This window comes from Aeromonas sp. QDB54 (assembly GCF_027707385.1).
Taxonomy (GTDB): domain Bacteria; phylum Pseudomonadota; class Gammaproteobacteria; order Enterobacterales; family Aeromonadaceae; genus Aeromonas; species Aeromonas hydrophila.
Genome location: NZ_JAPCIT010000044.1, coordinates 1 through 15,466 on the forward strand (window position 1 = coordinate 1; position 15,466 = coordinate 15,466).

The 15,466-nt window shown below is 64.1% G+C and carries 15 protein-coding genes; 7 read left to right on the forward strand and 8 right to left on the reverse strand.

Going from position 1 to position 15,466, the window contains the following annotated elements; genetic code table 11:
- The coding region (locus PG881_RS22945; protein WP_270803136.1) for a hypothetical protein at positions 1 to 213 on the forward strand (213 nt) is incomplete at its 5' end.
- A 125-nt stretch (positions 214 to 338) separates the two neighbouring features.
- On the opposite strand, the gene PG881_RS22950 is transcribed toward PG881_RS22945, so the two are convergent.
- The 3 genes from PG881_RS22950 to PG881_RS22960 form a co-directional block, all read right to left on the reverse strand.
- Complete coding sequence (locus tag PG881_RS22950) at positions 339 to 1,397, reverse strand: NAD(P)H-dependent flavin oxidoreductase (RefSeq protein WP_270803138.1); 1,059 nt, start codon at positions 1,395 to 1,397, stop codon at positions 339 to 341.
- Positions 1,394 to 1,678, reverse strand: a complete 285-nt coding sequence (locus tag PG881_RS22955; RefSeq protein ID WP_270803140.1) for a helix-hairpin-helix domain-containing protein — start codon at positions 1,676 to 1,678, stop codon at positions 1,394 to 1,396. The genes PG881_RS22950 and PG881_RS22955 overlap by 4 nt, the downstream gene beginning before the upstream one ends.
- A gap of 68 nt (positions 1,679 to 1,746) precedes the next feature.
- On the reverse strand, positions 1,747 to 2,394 hold the full coding sequence (locus PG881_RS22960) for a ribonuclease T2 family protein (protein WP_162498686.1): 648 nt from the start codon (positions 2,392 to 2,394) through the stop codon (positions 1,747 to 1,749).
- Between the two features lie 230 nt (positions 2,395 to 2,624).
- Between PG881_RS22960 and PG881_RS22965 the strand changes: the two genes are divergently transcribed.
- Positions 2,625 to 3,185 carry a carbonic anhydrase gene (locus PG881_RS22965; RefSeq protein ID WP_005309014.1) on the forward strand — a complete coding sequence of 187 codons (561 nt, stop codon included), beginning with the start codon at positions 2,625 to 2,627 and terminating at the stop codon, positions 3,183 to 3,185.
- 145 nt (positions 3,186 to 3,330) lie between these two features.
- Positions 3,331 to 3,624, forward strand: a complete 294-nt coding sequence (locus PG881_RS22970) for a hypothetical protein (protein ID WP_270803143.1) — start codon at positions 3,331 to 3,333, stop codon at positions 3,622 to 3,624.
- 68 nt (positions 3,625 to 3,692) lie between these two features.
- Here PG881_RS22970 and PG881_RS22975 read toward each other — a convergent pair whose 3' ends face one another.
- Positions 3,693 to 6,743 (reverse strand): cytochrome c peroxidase, encoded by a 3,051-nt coding sequence (locus PG881_RS22975; RefSeq protein WP_270803145.1) that lies wholly within the window; start codon positions 6,741 to 6,743, stop codon positions 3,693 to 3,695.
- 193 nt (positions 6,744 to 6,936) lie between these two features.
- A complete protein-coding gene (locus PG881_RS22980; protein ID WP_270803147.1) occupies positions 6,937 to 7,845 on the reverse strand; it encodes an SAM hydrolase/SAM-dependent halogenase family protein in 909 nt (302 codons plus the stop codon).
- Positions 7,846 to 8,016: 171 nt separating this feature from the next.
- Here PG881_RS22980 and PG881_RS22985 point away from each other — a divergent pair, with 171 nt between their 5' ends.
- Together PG881_RS22985 and PG881_RS22990 are read left to right on the forward strand one after the other, a co-directional pair.
- Positions 8,017 to 8,472: a hypothetical protein gene (locus tag PG881_RS22985; RefSeq protein WP_270803149.1), complete on the forward strand. Its 456-nt coding sequence runs from the start codon at positions 8,017 to 8,019 to the stop codon at positions 8,470 to 8,472.
- A 58-nt stretch (positions 8,473 to 8,530) separates the two neighbouring features.
- Positions 8,531 to 8,680, forward strand: a complete 150-nt coding sequence (locus tag PG881_RS22990) for a hypothetical protein (protein ID WP_270803152.1) — start codon at positions 8,531 to 8,533, stop codon at positions 8,678 to 8,680.
- Positions 8,681 to 8,686: 6 nt separating this feature from the next.
- Here the strand turns inward: PG881_RS22990 and PG881_RS22995 are convergent, their stop codons facing one another.
- Positions 8,687 to 9,919: an MFS transporter gene (locus PG881_RS22995; protein ID WP_270803154.1), complete on the reverse strand. Its 1,233-nt coding sequence runs from the start codon at positions 9,917 to 9,919 to the stop codon at positions 8,687 to 8,689.
- Positions 9,920 to 10,138: 219 nt separating this feature from the next.
- Between PG881_RS22995 and PG881_RS23000 the strand changes: the two genes are divergently transcribed.
- Entirely contained in the window at positions 10,139 to 11,008 is an 870-nt protein-coding gene (locus PG881_RS23000; protein WP_270803156.1) for a LysR family transcriptional regulator, read from the forward strand.
- Positions 11,009 to 11,110: 102 nt separating this feature from the next.
- Positions 11,111 to 12,358, forward strand: coding sequence for a DEAD/DEAH box helicase (locus PG881_RS23005; protein ID WP_270803159.1), 1,248 nt, complete (start codon positions 11,111 to 11,113; stop codon positions 12,356 to 12,358).
- Between the two features lie 73 nt (positions 12,359 to 12,431).
- On the opposite strand, the gene PG881_RS23010 is transcribed toward PG881_RS23005, so the two are convergent.
- Entirely contained in the window at positions 12,432 to 13,724 is a 1,293-nt protein-coding gene (locus PG881_RS23010) for a hypothetical protein (RefSeq protein WP_270803162.1), read from the reverse strand.
- 163 nt (positions 13,725 to 13,887) lie between these two features.
- Entirely contained in the window at positions 13,888 to 14,652 is a 765-nt protein-coding gene (gene cphA, locus PG881_RS23015; protein ID WP_435051327.1) for a CphA family subclass B2 metallo-beta-lactamase, read from the reverse strand.
- Positions 14,653 to 15,466 lie beyond the last annotated feature (814 nt).

A 15,466-nucleotide genomic window follows, 5' to 3' on the forward strand; every position in this document is an offset into this window, starting at 1 on the left:
GTTAAAGAGCGACGCAACTTTTGGCTGCTGCGGGAGTGGCATTCTACTCAACCGCCTTCTCGAGTCAAGCCTTATTTACAAAGGCTTTTCGAGGCGACCGACCCGGTTGTTTGCGTTGCCGCTTGCCGTGTCGATGGGGCGCATTATAGAGAGATTGATCACGCTGGCAAGGGGGTAAATGCAATAAAATTGCAAAAAAGCGCACTTTTTTAGTTATTCATATCCAAGCACAGCTTTTATACAAACTTATCCACAGATAGCGAGTAAAACTGGGAGATCAGAGTCTGCTTTTACCCTGTTTTCCGGCCCCCCTTCGAGCCAGCGCCCGCGTTGGCTTCCTATATAGGCATAACGTCAGCCAACCCTGCTTCTTTTACCCAGCGCGAGATCAGCTCGGCAGCCGGCCAGTCACGGCAACCGGAGACATTCTGGCCGGCCCAGAGCGGCGAACACCCAGTGTTTCCCCGCTGTTCGGCCGCACTGCGCAGTGGTGCCAGCGCGCCACTGGCATGAGGAAATGCAGGCACATCTTCGGACAGCGGGCCCAGCTCTCGCATCAGGCGATTGACGATGCCGCGGGCCGGGCGACCACTGAACAGATTGGTCAGCGCCGTGTGTCGCCCTGCCGACGAGTGCAGTGCCGCCCGATGCAGGGCCGAGGTGGTCGCTTCGTGGCAACAGAGAAAGGCGGTGCCCATCTGCACGGCGCTGGCGCCCAACGCCAGTGCGGCGCGAATGCCGCGGCCATCGACAATGCCGCCGGCGGCGATGACCGGCAGCCTCACCGCCTCTACTATCTGTGGCAACAAACTAAAGGTGCCCTGCTGCAGGCTGAGATCGTCCTCGAGGAAATGGCCGCGATGGCCGCCGGCCTCCAGCCCCTGGGCGATGATGGCATCGGCACCATGGTCGGCGAGCCATCGGGCTTCAGCGACCGTGGTAGCGCTGGCAAATACCTTGGCCCCGCTGGCTTTCACCCTGGCCAGCAACTCGGGCTCGGGCAGTCCGAAATGAAAACTGACCACGGCCGGTTTGAACTCGGCCACCATGGCGGCATGCTCGGCATTGAACGGTGCCCGACTGGGAGCCGCCATACCGGCCGTGTCACATACGCCGTATTCGTCATAGTAGGGCGCCAGCCGCAGCAACCAGCGGGCCTGGGCGGCGGGATCCGGCGCCTCCTGCCGGTGACAAAAGAAGTTGATGTTAAATCGCCCCCCGCTTGCCGCCAGCCGGGTCAACTCTTCGCGCAAGGTGGCGAGACTCAGCATGGCTGCAGGCAATGAGCCCAGCGCGCCGGCCCGAGTCACAGCCAGTGCCAGCGCGCTGTCCTGCACTCCGGCCATGGGGGCCTGAATAATGGGGTAGCGCAGCCCCAGTTCAGCAAACAGCGTCATGATGTCGCCTCTTGCCGCTCGGGAGTGACGCCGCCGGCCTGGCTGCGTGCCAGGGCGATGGCCCCATCGATGGCCGCCCGGGCCTGCGGGCTGTTCTGCCAGCAGGTCGAGCCCAACATACTGGCCACCAGTTGCACGATGTGGCCGGTGTCGGCCTCGGCCAATTGCGCCAGATTGTGGTAGCCAAGCTGTTCAAGCCGCCCGATGACGGTGGGCCCCACCCCTTTCACGCCGAGCAGCTGCGCCCGCTCCTCGCCCGAAAATCCTTGCTTGTTCTTCATTGATCAGACTCCTTTCCCATACCCTCATTGCACATCAGGCCCGCGAGGGGCCTGATGAAGATAAGTGGTCAACGTACGCTGCGCAGCAGGAAGTCCGGCTGACCGCAGGAGCGCAACTCGCGCTTTTGCATCTCGTCGGAACAGGTGACGGCTGCCGTCCCCTCCTTGTTGAGGCAGATATAGACCTCCCGCAGGAAGCGGCCACCGTCGGCGCAGGCCACCGTGATGTTGTCCGGAGCCAGCCAGTCGTTGGCACTGGCCAGATCCGCCTTGAGCTGGAAACGGCTCTTGCGCAGCGGCTCGGCGGGAGACTGATAGGCGGCCGGGATCTTCACCTTCTGGCGCAGGTCGCTGGCCAGCTGATGAAAATCGCGCTGGCTCAGGCCGGAACAGGTGCCGTGCTTCTCCCACTCATGGCGATAGAGGAAGCGGCTGGGATAAAGCCCGGCAAACTGCTGCTCCATCGCCGGATCCAGCCGCTCGCGGCTACAGCTGCTCGGATAGCCGCGCTGATACTGGGGCCAGAGCCCGTGCAGCACGAATCCCAGCTGGCGGGAACATTGGTCCCGGTCGGCCGGCTTGATGGCGCAATGCTCCGGTGACCAGGAGAGCGCCATGGCGTAATAGTCAAATTCACCGGCCTCCCCTTTGGCCTGCACGGCGGAGGAGAACCAGGGGGCCAGCAGCATGCCGAGCAGCACAACAATCTTCTTCATCTTGGGTATCCAGGGTTATGCACATAATGTCGAGCGGGCCGTTTTGCCCTCGAGAACGGCCATGCTCCCATATTTTGCCCAGAGGGAACACCCTGCCGGGGCGCCGGCCCATGTCGGGGTCAGACCAGTAAAGGGTTTCCCCTCCCGGCACCGAGGCGTAAGCTGACTCTCCGGCGGGCCCGCACGTCCGGCCTGCTTCCCGTCCGCTTTCCTCTTCAACAGGATGTAACATGATCCGCAAGAATCCCTCCGGCCATCTGCCGGTCATCGACGAGTCAGCCTATATCGACAAGACAGCCATCATCTGTGGCAAGGTGATCATCAAGGAGAACGTGTTTGTCGGCCCCTATGCGGTGATCCGCGCCGACGAGGTGGATGCCAGCGGCGACATGGAGCCCATCGTCATCGGCGCCAACTCCAACATTCAGGACGGGGTCGTCATCCACTCCAAGTCCGGCGCTGCGGTCACCATCGGCGAGTACACCTCCATCGCCCACCGCAGCATAGTCCACGGGCCGTGCGAAGTGGGTAACCGGGTGTTCATCGGCTTCAACAGCGTGCTGTTCAACTGCCACATCGGTGACGGCGCCGTGGTGCGCCACAACTCGGTGGTGGATGGCTGCGATCTGCCGCCGGAGTTCTACGTTCCCTCCACCACCCGCATCAACCAGCAGAGCGATCTGGACCATATCCCGCGAGTCTCGGTGGATGCCGCCGAGTTCTCCGAGGACGTGGCCCACACCAACATCGACCTGGTCAAGGGGTACAAGGCGCTCTCCAACGAGTTCTGAGTCCCGCGGTTGCCAGGATCCACAACGGGCGCCAAGGCGCCCGTTGTCATGACTGTAAAGAGGGTGAAAAGGGAGCGTAAAAGCCGTTGAGCTAGCGGTCCGCCTGGCGTTTGATGGGCCATCTTCCCTGGATGGAGTCATCCCCATGTCACGTTACCCCCTGGCACTCACTCTGCTGCTTGCCAGCCTGTCGACCCAGGCTTGCGAGCAGCCAGCCCCGCCAGCCGGTCGTCCCGATGTGCGCCCGCCGGCGTTGCCCGCCCCCCTCTATCACGCCAGCAAGCTGGGCCAGGATCCTCAGGCCACGGCCCAGGCGCTGTTCAAGAACATTCCGCCGGCCGAAGCCGACAAGCGCTATGAGGTGGTGGTCAGCGTCCGCGAGCTGCCGCCCCAGCCCATCCGGCTACAATTCGCCACCGCCCCGCTCAAGGGGCAGTAAGGCTTACCGCTGGACCGGCAATGAGAAGGGCGCCTCAGCGCCCTTGTCGAGATCATGACTCGAGTTCTTTAACGTGCCCGCACGCAGGCGACGCCGTGAGCCTCTTGTGGCAGATCCGTGATGAGCTCGCCGCTGCCCGGATCGAGCAGGGGGGCCTCCCCGTCGTCGTTGGGGGCATCACTGCTCCAGAGCCGGCTGTAGAGCGGCCAGCCCTGCTCCGTCAGCAGTTTCAGCTCCTCACCGCGCTGATGATAGGCGGCAAACAGCGCCGTCAGCTCCCTGGCCGCCGGCAGGCGCCAATCATCGTGGCCACGCGCCACCAGCTGCTGGCAGTAGTCGCGAGCCCGTTCCTGACTCATCACCACATAGTCGTGGGGGAAGGGGTTGTAATCTCCATCTTCATCCCTGGCGCTGCCATCGTACGCCACCGCCAGCCGGTCCGCTTCCGCGCGAGTCAGGGGACAGACGAAGATCAGCTCGCCCGCCGCCAGCTCGGGATGACGGCAGCCCAGGCTGAAATCAGGCTGGGCATCCACCACCTGCACCGCCAGTTCCAGCATCCGCTCGCCCGTGCTCACCTGCACCCGGGCAGGCCCCACCGCCAGAGCGTGGAGCACCCCATCGCCGTCGACGCTGACCTGCTCCGGCGTCATGCTGCGCCACTGCAAGGGGCCCTGCGCCGGATTGAGCGTGCCATCGCTGAGCCGCAGTCCGGCCTGCAGAGCCAGCGTCTGGCCCACTTCCAGCCGGGGCGCTGCCGGCGTCACCTGCAGATCGATCACGATGGCAGGCACCGGCGCCTCGTCAGCCACCCCGCTCAATCCGAGCTCGGCGACCGTGGCCGGGGTACGCCTCGGCTCGGCAGACACGCTGCGCAGGAACTCGCCGATGGCATCCAGCTCGTCGTTGGAGAGACCGAGCGCATGCAGATGATCGGAGGCTTGCGGGAAGAAGGGATCGTACTGCGCCACCCCGGTCGGGAAGCCCACCCCGCTGCTCCACTTGGTCACCCCGAAGTTGTACATGGCCACCACCCCCTGTACGGAACTGCCGATGCGCTGCGCCAGGATGGGGAAGACCCCGTTGTGCATATAAGGTGCGGTAAACGCCACGTCCCGCAGGCTGGGGGTCTTGAAGCGCCCCATGTCCGCCTTTTGGCGGGTGTGCAGGAAGCGGCCGCGGTCTTCCAGATTGCGGCCATAGTAGGCCAGCCCCACGCTCTCGAACCGGTACTGGCTCAGCAGCGGCCCGGAGTGGCAGTTCATGCAGCGGCCATCGGTGCGATAGAGATGCATCCCCCACAGCGCCTTGTCGCTCAGGGCCTGCCCGTCGCCTTGGACGAAGCGCTCGAAGTCGCTGTCGCGGCTGATGATGGTGCGCTCGAAGGTGGCGATCGCCTTGGCAATCCGCTCCAGGCTGATCCCCTCGTCACCGAACGCCGTGGCAAAGGCCGCCGGGTAGTCGCGGCTGGCCTGCAGACGTGCCAGCAGTTCGTCGTGATCCAGCGCCATCTCTACTGGGTTGTTGATGGGGTGCAGGGACTGCTCCTCAAGGGAACCGACCCGGCCATCCCAGAACTGGCTGCTGCTAAAGGCACTGTTGATAATCGAGGGGGCGTTGCGGGTCCCCTTCTGCCCCTGGTGGCCCACCGAGACGCTCAGCCCGTCGCTCCACCCTTTTTGCGGATCGTGGCAGCTGGCACAGCTGATGTCTTGCGCCAGGGAGAGCCGCTTGTCGAAGAACAGTTGCTGACCCAGCACCACCTTGGCCCGGCTGTAAGGGTTGGCAGCCGGGAAGGGCACCGCCGGCAGCGGCCCCAGCTCCTGCCACTCGACCCCCTCATCAACCCTGGCCGCCGGCCATTGGGCGGCAGGGCCGGCATACTGGGCGCGCAGGGCGGCCATGTCGGGCATGCTGTCGTCACGGATGACCGAAGGGCGTACCGGATAGGGCGCCAGCGCATACCAGAGCACGCTGCCCTCCCCCTCTTCGAGCCAGCTGCCCGTGGCGGGCTGGTAAAGAGCGGGGCGGCCGGCACCGTCCTGCAGCCAGATCCGGGTTGGCACAGCCAGGGCAAAGGTGTGGGGGTAGCGCCAACTCTGCTTGTCCGCCGCCAGCAGCCGTTCGAATTCGGCCAGGCCAGGCAGTCGCCAGTCACTGCGTCCGCAGCCAGTCGGCACCCCCCCCAGCCCGGCACGGCTGGCCTGCGGCAAGGCACTGCTGCCGCTGGCGTGCAGCCAATACTGGCTGCCCTTGACCCCGGCGGTGCTGCGCACATCGTGCAGGCAACGCCAGTCAGTGCCGCTCGTCAGCCGGCCCTGCTCATCAAGGCGCAGCAGGTCGGCCGTCTCCGGCTCGTCGGGCTGGCTGGGTTGGGCGGGATAGAGCAGCAGCCTCGCCGCCTCGATGGGGCCGCTGTTGCTGCGCCGATACCAGCTGCGCTCCCCCTGATCGGCACGCAGGGCCAGCAGCATCTGCCAGCTGTCCGGATAGTTGAGCTCGGCTCCCGGCTGACGCTGGGCCAGCAACAGGGTTGCATACTCCTGGATGAGCGGTTGCTGTTGCAGACGGATCAGTGCCAATTGCCCCCACTCGCCCTGATCGAGGATGCCGTCCCCATTGCGGTCGGCCAGCAGGAACAGCGCCGTCTCCTCTTCATCCAGTCGCAAGGAAGGCGCGTCAGCGCGCCTGGCCGACAGGGCCGTGGCGCCGAGATCGGCCACCCGGGCCGTCGCGGCGCGCAGAATATAGCTGCCATCGCGCCCCACCAGCTCCAGTGGCTGATCCAGCAGCAAACCAGCCGGCAGCGTCATGACCAGGGGGCGCTCCTCCCCCACCTCTCCGCTCACCGCGATGCCGGTAGCGGCTTGGCGCAGCAGCAGGGTAGCCCCCTGCCCCAGGCGGGTCGTCACATCGAGCCGCACGGTCAACTCGCTACGGGTATGGGTCGGTACCGGTTCAATCGGCGGCTCTGTGGGTGGTGTCACCACCGGAGGTTCCACCGGCGGCTCTACCACGGGCGGTGTCACCACCGGCACAGAGGGAACGGGCGTCTGGCTATGGTTGTCATTGCAGGCGGTCAGGATCAGCAGGCTGACCAGTAAGAGGCTGGTTTTCATCGTGCAAAGGGTGAGTGGTCTGAGGAGTCGGTGATTATCCAGTTAAATGACAATCATTATCAATATCACCTTACAAATATGTGTTTTGACAACAACCACGCTGTCGCGGGCACCATGACAAGAGGGCAGGCATCCGTCGATGCCTGCCCTCTTTATCTCCGTGTACCGGTCAGCCGGCGACCTCGGCTCGCAATCAGGAGCACTTCTTCAGGCTGATATGCCAGTTGGCGCCGGATTGCACCTGATGTTGGGTGGCGAAGCTGTCCATGTTCAGCGCCACCGACACCTGCAGCAGGCTGTTGAGATAGACCAGCGGCTGGCCTTCCGGCACGTCGCCAAAGCTGCTGACATAGGGGGCCTTGCCCTCGTACTTCAGTGCATCCCCTTCGCTGATCTTGATGCAGGCGTTGTCACCCTTGTTGATCCCCGCCTTGGTCAGCAGGCTGTCGTCGATGTTGGTCCAGACGTTGCCGTACTGCACGTCCAGGATCGGAATGGTGCCCTTGAGGGTACCGTCCTGCTCGGCCACTGCCGGCTGGTAGGGGATCTTCACCACCTCGGCCGGCAGCTTGGGCCCCACCTGCTCATAGCTGATGGCACCGGAGGCGAGCCGGGCACCGGTGTAGGCGTAGACATCGCGGCCGTGGAAGGTGTAGGACTTCTCGGAGCCCTTGAGGCGGTTGGTCTTCTCGTCGATCTGGCGCACGGTATCGATGCCGAAGTGTTCGGCCACCAGGGTCAGGGTGCCGTTGTCCGGGCTGACGATGTAGTGGCCACTCTTGGTCTTGAGCACCACCGACTTGCGATCGGTGCCGACCCCCGGATCCACCACGCTGACGAACACGGTCCCCTTGGGCCAGTACTGCAGGGTCTGATAGAGGCGGTAGGAGGCTTCCCAGATGTTGTAGGCCGGGATCTCGTGGGTCAGGTCATAGAGCGGCAGGGTGCGATCCACTCCGAAGGCGACCCCCTTCATGGCCGAGACGGCGCCATCCTTGAGACCGAAGTCGGTCTGGATCACCAGCGCCTCGTTGGCGGTGGCAAGGCTGCTGGCCAGCAACAGGGCGAGCGCAAGCGCACGGGGGGCGGTACGAATATCCATATCTGAACTCCTGAAGGTAACGACAAGACAACCATCTAGACATCCAGAATGCCATTACTTCCATATATTGCAAGCCGTATTCCCCGGATGGGGGGCGCCGAAAGCCCTCGCCAGCCGGTCGCGGCGGGTGTATGGATAGGGCTGAGTCGCGACCGCCACTAAGGAGACCCCATGACCCGCAACCAGACCGCCATCCTGCTCAGCCTGGGGGAGCACAGCAGCCAGCTGCAGCTGACCCGGGCCGACGGCACCCGCTTCACCCGTGACTTGGGCTTCGGCCTCGAGGCCATGACACCGGGCCCGTTTCGCCAGGATCCGCCGAGCGCGCTGGAGCTGGAGCAGGCCATCATGGTGGTGGAAGACGTGCTGATGCCGCTGGCCGCCGAGGTACCGCCCCATGAGGTGGTGACCCTGCAGGCGCCGCTGCCACTGGCCGAGGTGCTCGGCAGTCGTGAACTGAGCCGGGAGAGCCTGGAGCAGCTGTTCGGCCAGTTTGCCGCCATGGTGGAGGGTGACCCGCTGGCCGCCGCCAACCTCCCCAAGACCCGGCGCTTTGCCGCCGCCCTGTTGATCCTGCGCGAATGGATGCACCATCTGTCGGCCGAGCGAGTCGTGCTGGCCGACTGAGTTACATCAGCCTGCCCAAGACCCGGCGCTTTGCCGCAGCCCTCTTGATCTTGCGCGAATGGATGCACCATCTGTCGGCCGAGCGGGTAGTGCTGGCCGAGTAAGTCACACCAACCTGCCCAAGACCCGGCGCTTTGCCGCCGCCCTCTTGATCCTGCGCGAATGGATGCACCATTTGTCGGCCGAGCGGGTGGTACTGGCCGACTGAGTCACGCTAGCCGGCAGCCGGCTCGAAGCGGGTGCGCCAGGCCGCCCAGGCCAGCCCCAGGCTGATCAGCACGCTGCCGACGGTGAGCAGATCCACCGCCGCCTGCACGCCGGCACCATCGCTGACCCAGCCCAGCAGCACCGGCACCCAGTTCGCCACGTAGGCGATCACGTAGAAGAGCGACACCAGCCGGGCGTGGCTGGCGGCCGGTGCGATGCGGTTGACCAGGGTCGCGCTGCCGACGAACACCGCGCCCTGGGCGTAACCGGCTACCAGCAAGCCGAGCACCGCCAGCCACCACGACTGGGCATGCACGGCGCCGGCAAACAGCAACATGCAAAGCGCCAGTGCCAGGGCGCCGCTTTGCAGAGTGTGACGGGCATCGAGCCGACGGGCCCAGAGCTGGCAGAGGCCGGAGAGCATCATGTAGGCCGCGATGAGATAGCCGAACAGACCGAGATCCCGCAGCCCCAGCAGCTGGCTCGCCACCTTGGGGCCGATGGCCAAGAGGCTGGCCGCCACCGCCCAGGCGGTAAACAGCGCCAGTGCACAAATAAAGAAGGCCGCCCCGGTGGCCTTGAGTCCCTCCCCCAGCGATCCCCTGCCCTGCTGCGTTGCCGCAGCCGGCGCCCCTTGCGCGTGGGCGGGCCAGCTCAACGCCACCCCCGCCATGGCGCAGGCCGCCAGCCCCATGATGAGCAGGAAGGGCAGTTGGGTCGGATAGCACTCCAGCTGCAGCGCCAACCCGCTGAACACCGGGCCGAGCGCCAGCCCGGCGGTGAAGGAGAGGGTCGCGCTGAGGGCGGCCCGCTTGCCGCCATCGCGTGGACCGAAGCGCAGCAGTGCCACGTTGGCGGCGCCGGTCAGGGCGCCGGTGCCGATCCCGGCCAACACCCGCGCCAGCAACAGCGACCAGAAGGAGTCCGCCAGAGAGAACAGCAGGGCGCCCCCCAATACCGCCAGCAGGGCCGGCAGGATCATGGCGCGCAGATCGCTCACCCTGCCCGCTAGATTGCCCACCCCGAACAGGGAGATCAGCACCCCGCCCGCATAGCCGCCATAGATGAGGGTGAGGCTGACATCGCTCAGGGCCAGCACCTGCTGATAATGGGGATAGAGGGGGGTGGGCACGCTGCTGTTGAGCAGCGCCGACATCAGCGCCAGCGGTAGAAACAGCAGGATGGCGCGATGGGAGGTAGCCGCCGCAGAGGGGGCGGCGGCGCAGAGGGATGATGACATGCAAGGCTCCGATGAGGGCGGGCAAGGCCGCTGACGAGAGGCGCCATGATAGCGCCCATCGAGGCCCCTCGACAGCGACACAAATGCATCAGTCTGCTTCAATAATGCATGTCAGTGGCATCTATCTGCATGCCAACAAGGGCACTCTCGCCTTGTGATCCCGCCGGCACTGGCTTCTAATGGGCACGCCCCGCCGGGGCATTTTGAGTGGGAGGCTCGATGATCAACTGGGACGACGCGCGGTTTTTTCTGGCATTGGCACGGCAGGGCACCCTGCGCGGCGCCGCCGGCGTACTGGGGGTCGATCAGGCCACCGTGGGGCGCCGCATCACGGCGCTGGAGCAAAACCTCGGCTCCAAGCTCTTTATCCGCACCCCCAAGCTCTATGATCTCAGCCCCCTCGGTGAGGCCATGCTGGCGGATGCCAGCGCCATGGAGCAGGCCATCAAGGCCATCGAACGCAAGGCGAGCGCCGGCGATCAGAGCCTGTGTGGCGAGGTGCGCATCGCCACCACCGACACCCTGGCCCAGGCCTTCGTGCTGCCCGCCCTCACCCTGCTGCGCGAGCGCCACCCCGGCATCCGGCTCAGCCTGCAGACCGCGGTCAGCGTCAGCGACATCGCCTACCGGGAGGCCGATCTCGCCATCCGCGGGCTGCGCCCGGACAACGACGAGCTGGTGATCAAGCGCCTCACCACCATAGAGATGGGGCTCTACGCCTCCCGCGACTATCTGGCCCGCCACAGCACGCCCAAGAGCGGCCACGCTCTCAGCCAGCACGCCCTGCTGCTGTTTGCCAGGGAGCTGGTCTCCCGCCACTGGCACAGCCTGTGCGGGGAGCCGCTGCACGAGCCCAACGTGGTGCTGCAGTGCAACGCCCAGCTGCTGTTGCTGGCGGCGGCCCGCCAGGGGCTCGGCATCGCCCTGCTCTCCACCTTTCTGGCAGACAAGGAGCCGGATCTGGTGCGCGTGCTGCCCACCCTCTGCGATCCGGTCGACATCTGGCTGGTGCTCCACCCCGACTTGCAAAAAGCCAGCCGGGTGCGCGCCGTGGTGGACGCGCTGGAGGAGGTGTTTCACTGCCACTGAGCCGGCGGCGCCTTCTGCCCGCGGCCCCGCATCTGTTACCATGCCGGCCATCAAGACTGTTTCCAGCGCGGCGTGGCCGCGCCCATCCCGACGGGTACCCTTATGTCCATTGCCTCCTTCGCCGACCTGGCACTCTCCCCCCGCTTGCAGCAGACCCTGACCGAGCTTGGCTACGCCGCGCCGACCCCGGTGCAGGCTAGCGCCATCCCGGTCATTCTGGCGGGGCGCGATCTGATGGCGGGTGCCCAGACCGGCACCGGCAAGACCGCCGCCTTCGTGCTGCCGCTGCTGGAGCAGTTGCTGCAAAACCAGACGAGCGATGCCCGCCCCATCCGCGCCCTGGTGCTGGTGCCGACCCGCGAACTGGCGGTGCAGGTACATGAGAGCGTCACGCGCTACGCCAAGGGCACCGACCTCACCAGCACCTTGGTCTACGGCGGGGTGAGTATCGCCGCACAGGTGGAGGCGCTGAAAGCCGGGGTGGATCTGCTGATCGCCACGCCGGGCCGGCTGCTCGACCATCTGCGGCAGGGGGCGTTGAGTCTGGCCGCACTGCGCCATCTGGTGTTTGACGAGGCGGATCGCATGCTCGACATGGGCTTTATGGACGAAATCAAGGCACTGCTCAAACAGCTCCCGGCGGATCGCCAGACCCTGTTGTTTTCGGCCACCTGCGACGACAACCTGTTTGCCTTGAGCAAGGTGTTGTTGCGTGACCCCGAGCTGATCGAAGTGGCCCCGCGCAACACCACGGCGGCCGAGGTGGAGCAGCGGGTCTATACCGTGGATGGCGATCGCAAGCTGGCGCTGGTCGAGCACATGCTCAACGTGAAGGGCTGGGCACCGGCCCTGATCTTCAGCCGCACCCGCCAGGGGGCCGACAAGCTGGCCCAGCAGCTCGGCAAGGCCGGCATCAACGCGCTGGCTTTCCACGGTGACCTGTCACAAGGGGCGCGGGAGAAGGTGCTGCTGGAGTTTCGCGCCGGCACCCTGCAGGCACTGGTGGCCACCGACGTGGCGGCCCGCGGCCTCGATATCACGGATCTCAACTACGTGATCAATATGGAATTCCCGTTTGTGGCAGAGGATTACGTGCACCGTATCGGTCGCACCGGTCGCGCCGGCAACAAGGGGCTCGCCATCACCTTGTTCAGCCCGGAAGATGCGCCACTGCTGGAGAAGGTGGAGGCGGTGCTCGACACCCGTTTGCCCCAGCAGTGGTTCCCGGGCTTTGAGCCAGACTTGACCCGCTTCGAGCCCGAGCCACGCCGCAGCAGCAAGGCAGCCCAGAAGCAGCGTGCCCGAAAACAGGCACTGGCTGGCAACAAGGGTGGCAAGGGCAAACGCTAAGCCGCCACGGCACCGCCAACAAAAAACGCCCGACCGGGCGTTTTTTGTTATCCGATACACACCTGCTCCACTCCTACGGCGCAGCCGCCAGTTCCGGCGGCCGGGCCCGCAGGATACGCTGCTCGGCCAGGGTGGAGAGCACGAACATCACCAGATAACCGAGGCCCAGCGCCACGATAATGGCCACCACGTTGGTGGTGAAGCGGGCCACCAGGTAATAGGCCACCACCAGCGCCACTATGCCCACCGCCCGGATCAGCAGACTCTGGGTAAAGTGGCCGTGGGCCTTGATGTAGGCGAGCTGGTAGCCGTTGAGCATCATGAAGATGAAGAAGAGGGAAAAGTGCAGCAGCACCGGCACGGCCCCCAGATAGTCGGCCGGGAACAGCAGCGACACCAGCGGCTTGCCCGCCAGCAGCATCACCAGAAAGAACACCAGGCTGACGATGGCGCTGAGGCGGAAGATCCAGCGCCGGATCAGGCGGATCTGGCGGTGATCGCCGCTGCGCAGATTGACCGCCAGTTCAGGCAGCACGAAGCGGTAGATGGGGAAGACGAACAGGGTGGTCATATAGGTGAAGATGGGGCGCACCACCACCTGAAAATCCCCCAGCTCGTCGAGGCTGAAGTGACGGATGGTGAGCAGTACCGTGATGTAGATCATCAGGATGCTGGCCCCCGCCTCGAGGGACGCTGTAAAGCTCTTCTTCACATAGCTGCGCATCTCGGGGCCAAGCTCGACCTTGGCCAGCGGCTTGGTGGCGATGGCCCGGCGCCGGTGCAGATACATGTAGCCGGCGATACCGAGCGAAGAGAACGTCAGCCCGTAGAAGAGCGAAGCAAGGGCATCCATCCCCAGCCCAAAGTTGCAGGCCATAAACAGCAGGCCGTTGGCCAGCGGCTCCAGCCAGGTGACCCGGTTGGAGATCCCGTACATCCGGTACATGGCCACCAGATTGGTGAAGTAGACCTTGAGCCCCAGCCCGAAGATGACCCCCACCAATTGCAGATATTCGGCCCGGATATGGAGCCCGTGCTTGATGTAGGGGATCACCAGCCCCCAGGTGAGCAGCACCATGCCAATGAGGAAGTAGCGGAAGATATTGATGATGTCCCGATCGTTTTTGGTCTGGGAGTAGCTCACCACCATGGAGGAGCGAAAGCCGGTCATCAGGATCAAGGAGAGGGAGATCAAATCCACCACGCTGTTGAACAGCGCCAGATCCCCCTTGGCTACCCACTGCGCCAGCCACACCTTGAAGGCGAAGTCGATGATGATGCTGGCAAGGGACGCCCACATGCCAGTGATAAAAGCCTGCTTGAGGCGGCCAAGTGAATCGGGTTGTTCGTCTTGAATTGCGTGCATCACGAAAGGCCCGCTAACTGCGTGAAGAGAGGCCCATCTTATGAAAGGGGGCCGCCCTTGAACAGCCCGAAACTGGAGGCAAGGGCGTCCCCCTGCCAGAAACGCCCGGCCGGGTGCCTTCTTTAGTGCGTCCAGCGCGTCATTCGGCTGCCGCCGCGCCAGCTTATGACTGGGGCGCGGCCTTGATCAGCGCCTCGTAGTGATCGATAAGCTCGGGCCCGTGCAGCGGTGAGTCGTGGCCGCCGATCACGGTTTTGATCGGCAGCTTCATCGCCTTGAGCCGCTCAAGTGTCTGCGGATAGGCCTTCACATCGGCAAAGCTCAGGTTGCCCAGCTTCTCCTTGAGGATGCAGTTGCCATAGAGCACCTGCTCATCGGGGAAGTAGACAAAGATGCCGTCCGGGGTATGGGCCGGGCCCGCGTAGAAGGCGCGCAGCTTGCCCTCTTGCAGCGTGAAGTCACCCTCGTGCACCACGTTGGGCAGCACCAGCGGCAGGTCCGGGTACTCCGGCAACCCCTTGCGGGTAAAGGCAACGATCTCGGCCCAGTCGCTCTTCATCAGATCCTGGGTCTGGCGGGTCGATACCACCTTGGCACCGATGGACTTCCAGTAGGCGTTACCGCCTGCCCGGTCGGTGTGGTAGTTGGTGTTGATCACCTCCAGCACCGGCTTGCGGCTGACCCGCTTGATCAGCTTGTGCAGCTCACGGGCGGTATCCGGCGTCCAGGTCGCCCCCACCACAGTCACCCCCTTGGCCCCGAAATAGACCATGGAGTTCTCTTTGACGTAGTAGTTGTCCTCCACCACATAGACAGGGCCGCTCACCTGCGTCAGCGACATCCCCGCCGCCCGCACGCTGCCACCCCAGAAACTCGCCATCAGCACCACGGCCCCGGCCAATCCGCACTTTATCCAACCTTTCATCATCTTGCTCCCTCGCTCCAACCGGCCCCTCGTCACCCCTGTGACAAACCGGGCCCATTTATCAGTGGGCAGAAAATACGGGGGATTTGTGAAGGGAAAATGGGCTTGTGTGAAGGGAAGGTGAAGTCTGGGGAAGTCCGGAAAAATCAGGGGGAACAGCAGCGAACCACGACCGAGATGGCGGTTGGCAATGTGGGGAGTGGAGAGAGGTAAAGGCTCGAAACGAACCGACAACACAGATAGTGGCCCCTCACCCTCACCCTAACCCTAACCCTCTCCCGAGGGAGAGGGGATGGTCCGTGCCAATTCCAAGCCACTCATATTCACTCGCACCACAGAGCCAACACACAATCAGCGGAGCATATCTGCACCCTTCTCCCACTATTGATAACAAACAAGGGGAGAAGGGCTGGAAATGAGGGGGAGGTAACAATAAGCCACATCATGTAGGGTCGATTAGCGCAGCGTAATCGTCCGTTTACCGCCGCGCATCGGGTCATGGTAGAACAAGTAGCAAACTCGGGATATCAGCGGCCTCTCGGCCACTACCTATTCGCGATCATCCAAATACGCTGCGCTATTCGAACCTACGGCCCTGTGACCTCCCAAGCTCAGTGAAACCTTACGCCACAGTAAAAAAGATGGGGGTCCACCCAGATTTCATCATATCAACATCTGACTATGCGTCACGCGTCGTGATCATGATATTATGAAGCTAGAATATATATTTTCTACTAACACTAGGGAAGGTGCGAATAAGCGGGGAAATTCTTCTCGGCTGACTCAGTCATTTCATTTCTTCATGTTTGAGCCGATT

Excerpts from the sequence above, each read along its gene's own strand:
- PG881_RS22950 (WP_270803138.1), bottom strand. The coding sequence starts at position 1,397 with ATGACGCTGTTTGCTGAACTGGGGCTGCGCTACCCCATTATTCAGGCC.
- PG881_RS22955 (WP_270803140.1), bottom strand. The coding sequence starts at position 1,678 with ATGAAGAACAAGCAAGGATTTTCGGGCGAGGAGCGGGCGCAGCTGCTC.
- PG881_RS22960 (WP_162498686.1), bottom strand. The coding sequence starts at position 2,394 with ATGAAGAAGATTGTTGTGCTGCTCGGCATGCTGCTGGCCCCCTGGTTC.
- PG881_RS22965 (WP_005309014.1), top strand. The coding sequence starts at position 2,625 with ATGATCCGCAAGAATCCCTCCGGCCATCTGCCGGTCATCGACGAGTCA.
- PG881_RS22970 (WP_270803143.1), top strand. The coding sequence starts at position 3,331 with ATGTCACGTTACCCCCTGGCACTCACTCTGCTGCTTGCCAGCCTGTCG.
- PG881_RS22975 (WP_270803145.1), bottom strand. The coding sequence starts at position 6,743 with ATGAAAACCAGCCTCTTACTGGTCAGCCTGCTGATCCTGACCGCCTGC.
- PG881_RS22980 (WP_270803147.1), bottom strand. The coding sequence starts at position 7,845 with ATGGATATTCGTACCGCCCCCCGTGCGCTTGCGCTCGCCCTGTTGCTG.
- PG881_RS22985 (WP_270803149.1), top strand. The coding sequence starts at position 8,017 with ATGACCCGCAACCAGACCGCCATCCTGCTCAGCCTGGGGGAGCACAGC.
- PG881_RS22990 (WP_270803152.1), top strand. The coding sequence starts at position 8,531 with ATGGATGCACCATCTGTCGGCCGAGCGGGTAGTGCTGGCCGAGTAAGT.
- PG881_RS22995 (WP_270803154.1), bottom strand. The coding sequence starts at position 9,919 with ATGTCATCATCCCTCTGCGCCGCCGCCCCCTCTGCGGCGGCTACCTCC.
- PG881_RS23000 (WP_270803156.1), top strand. The coding sequence starts at position 10,139 with ATGATCAACTGGGACGACGCGCGGTTTTTTCTGGCATTGGCACGGCAG.
- PG881_RS23005 (WP_270803159.1), top strand. The coding sequence starts at position 11,111 with ATGTCCATTGCCTCCTTCGCCGACCTGGCACTCTCCCCCCGCTTGCAG.
- PG881_RS23010 (WP_270803162.1), bottom strand. The coding sequence starts at position 13,724 with ATGCACGCAATTCAAGACGAACAACCCGATTCACTTGGCCGCCTCAAG.
- cphA (WP_435051327.1), bottom strand. The coding sequence starts at position 14,652 with ATGATGAAAGGTTGGATAAAGTGCGGATTGGCCGGGGCCGTGGTGCTG.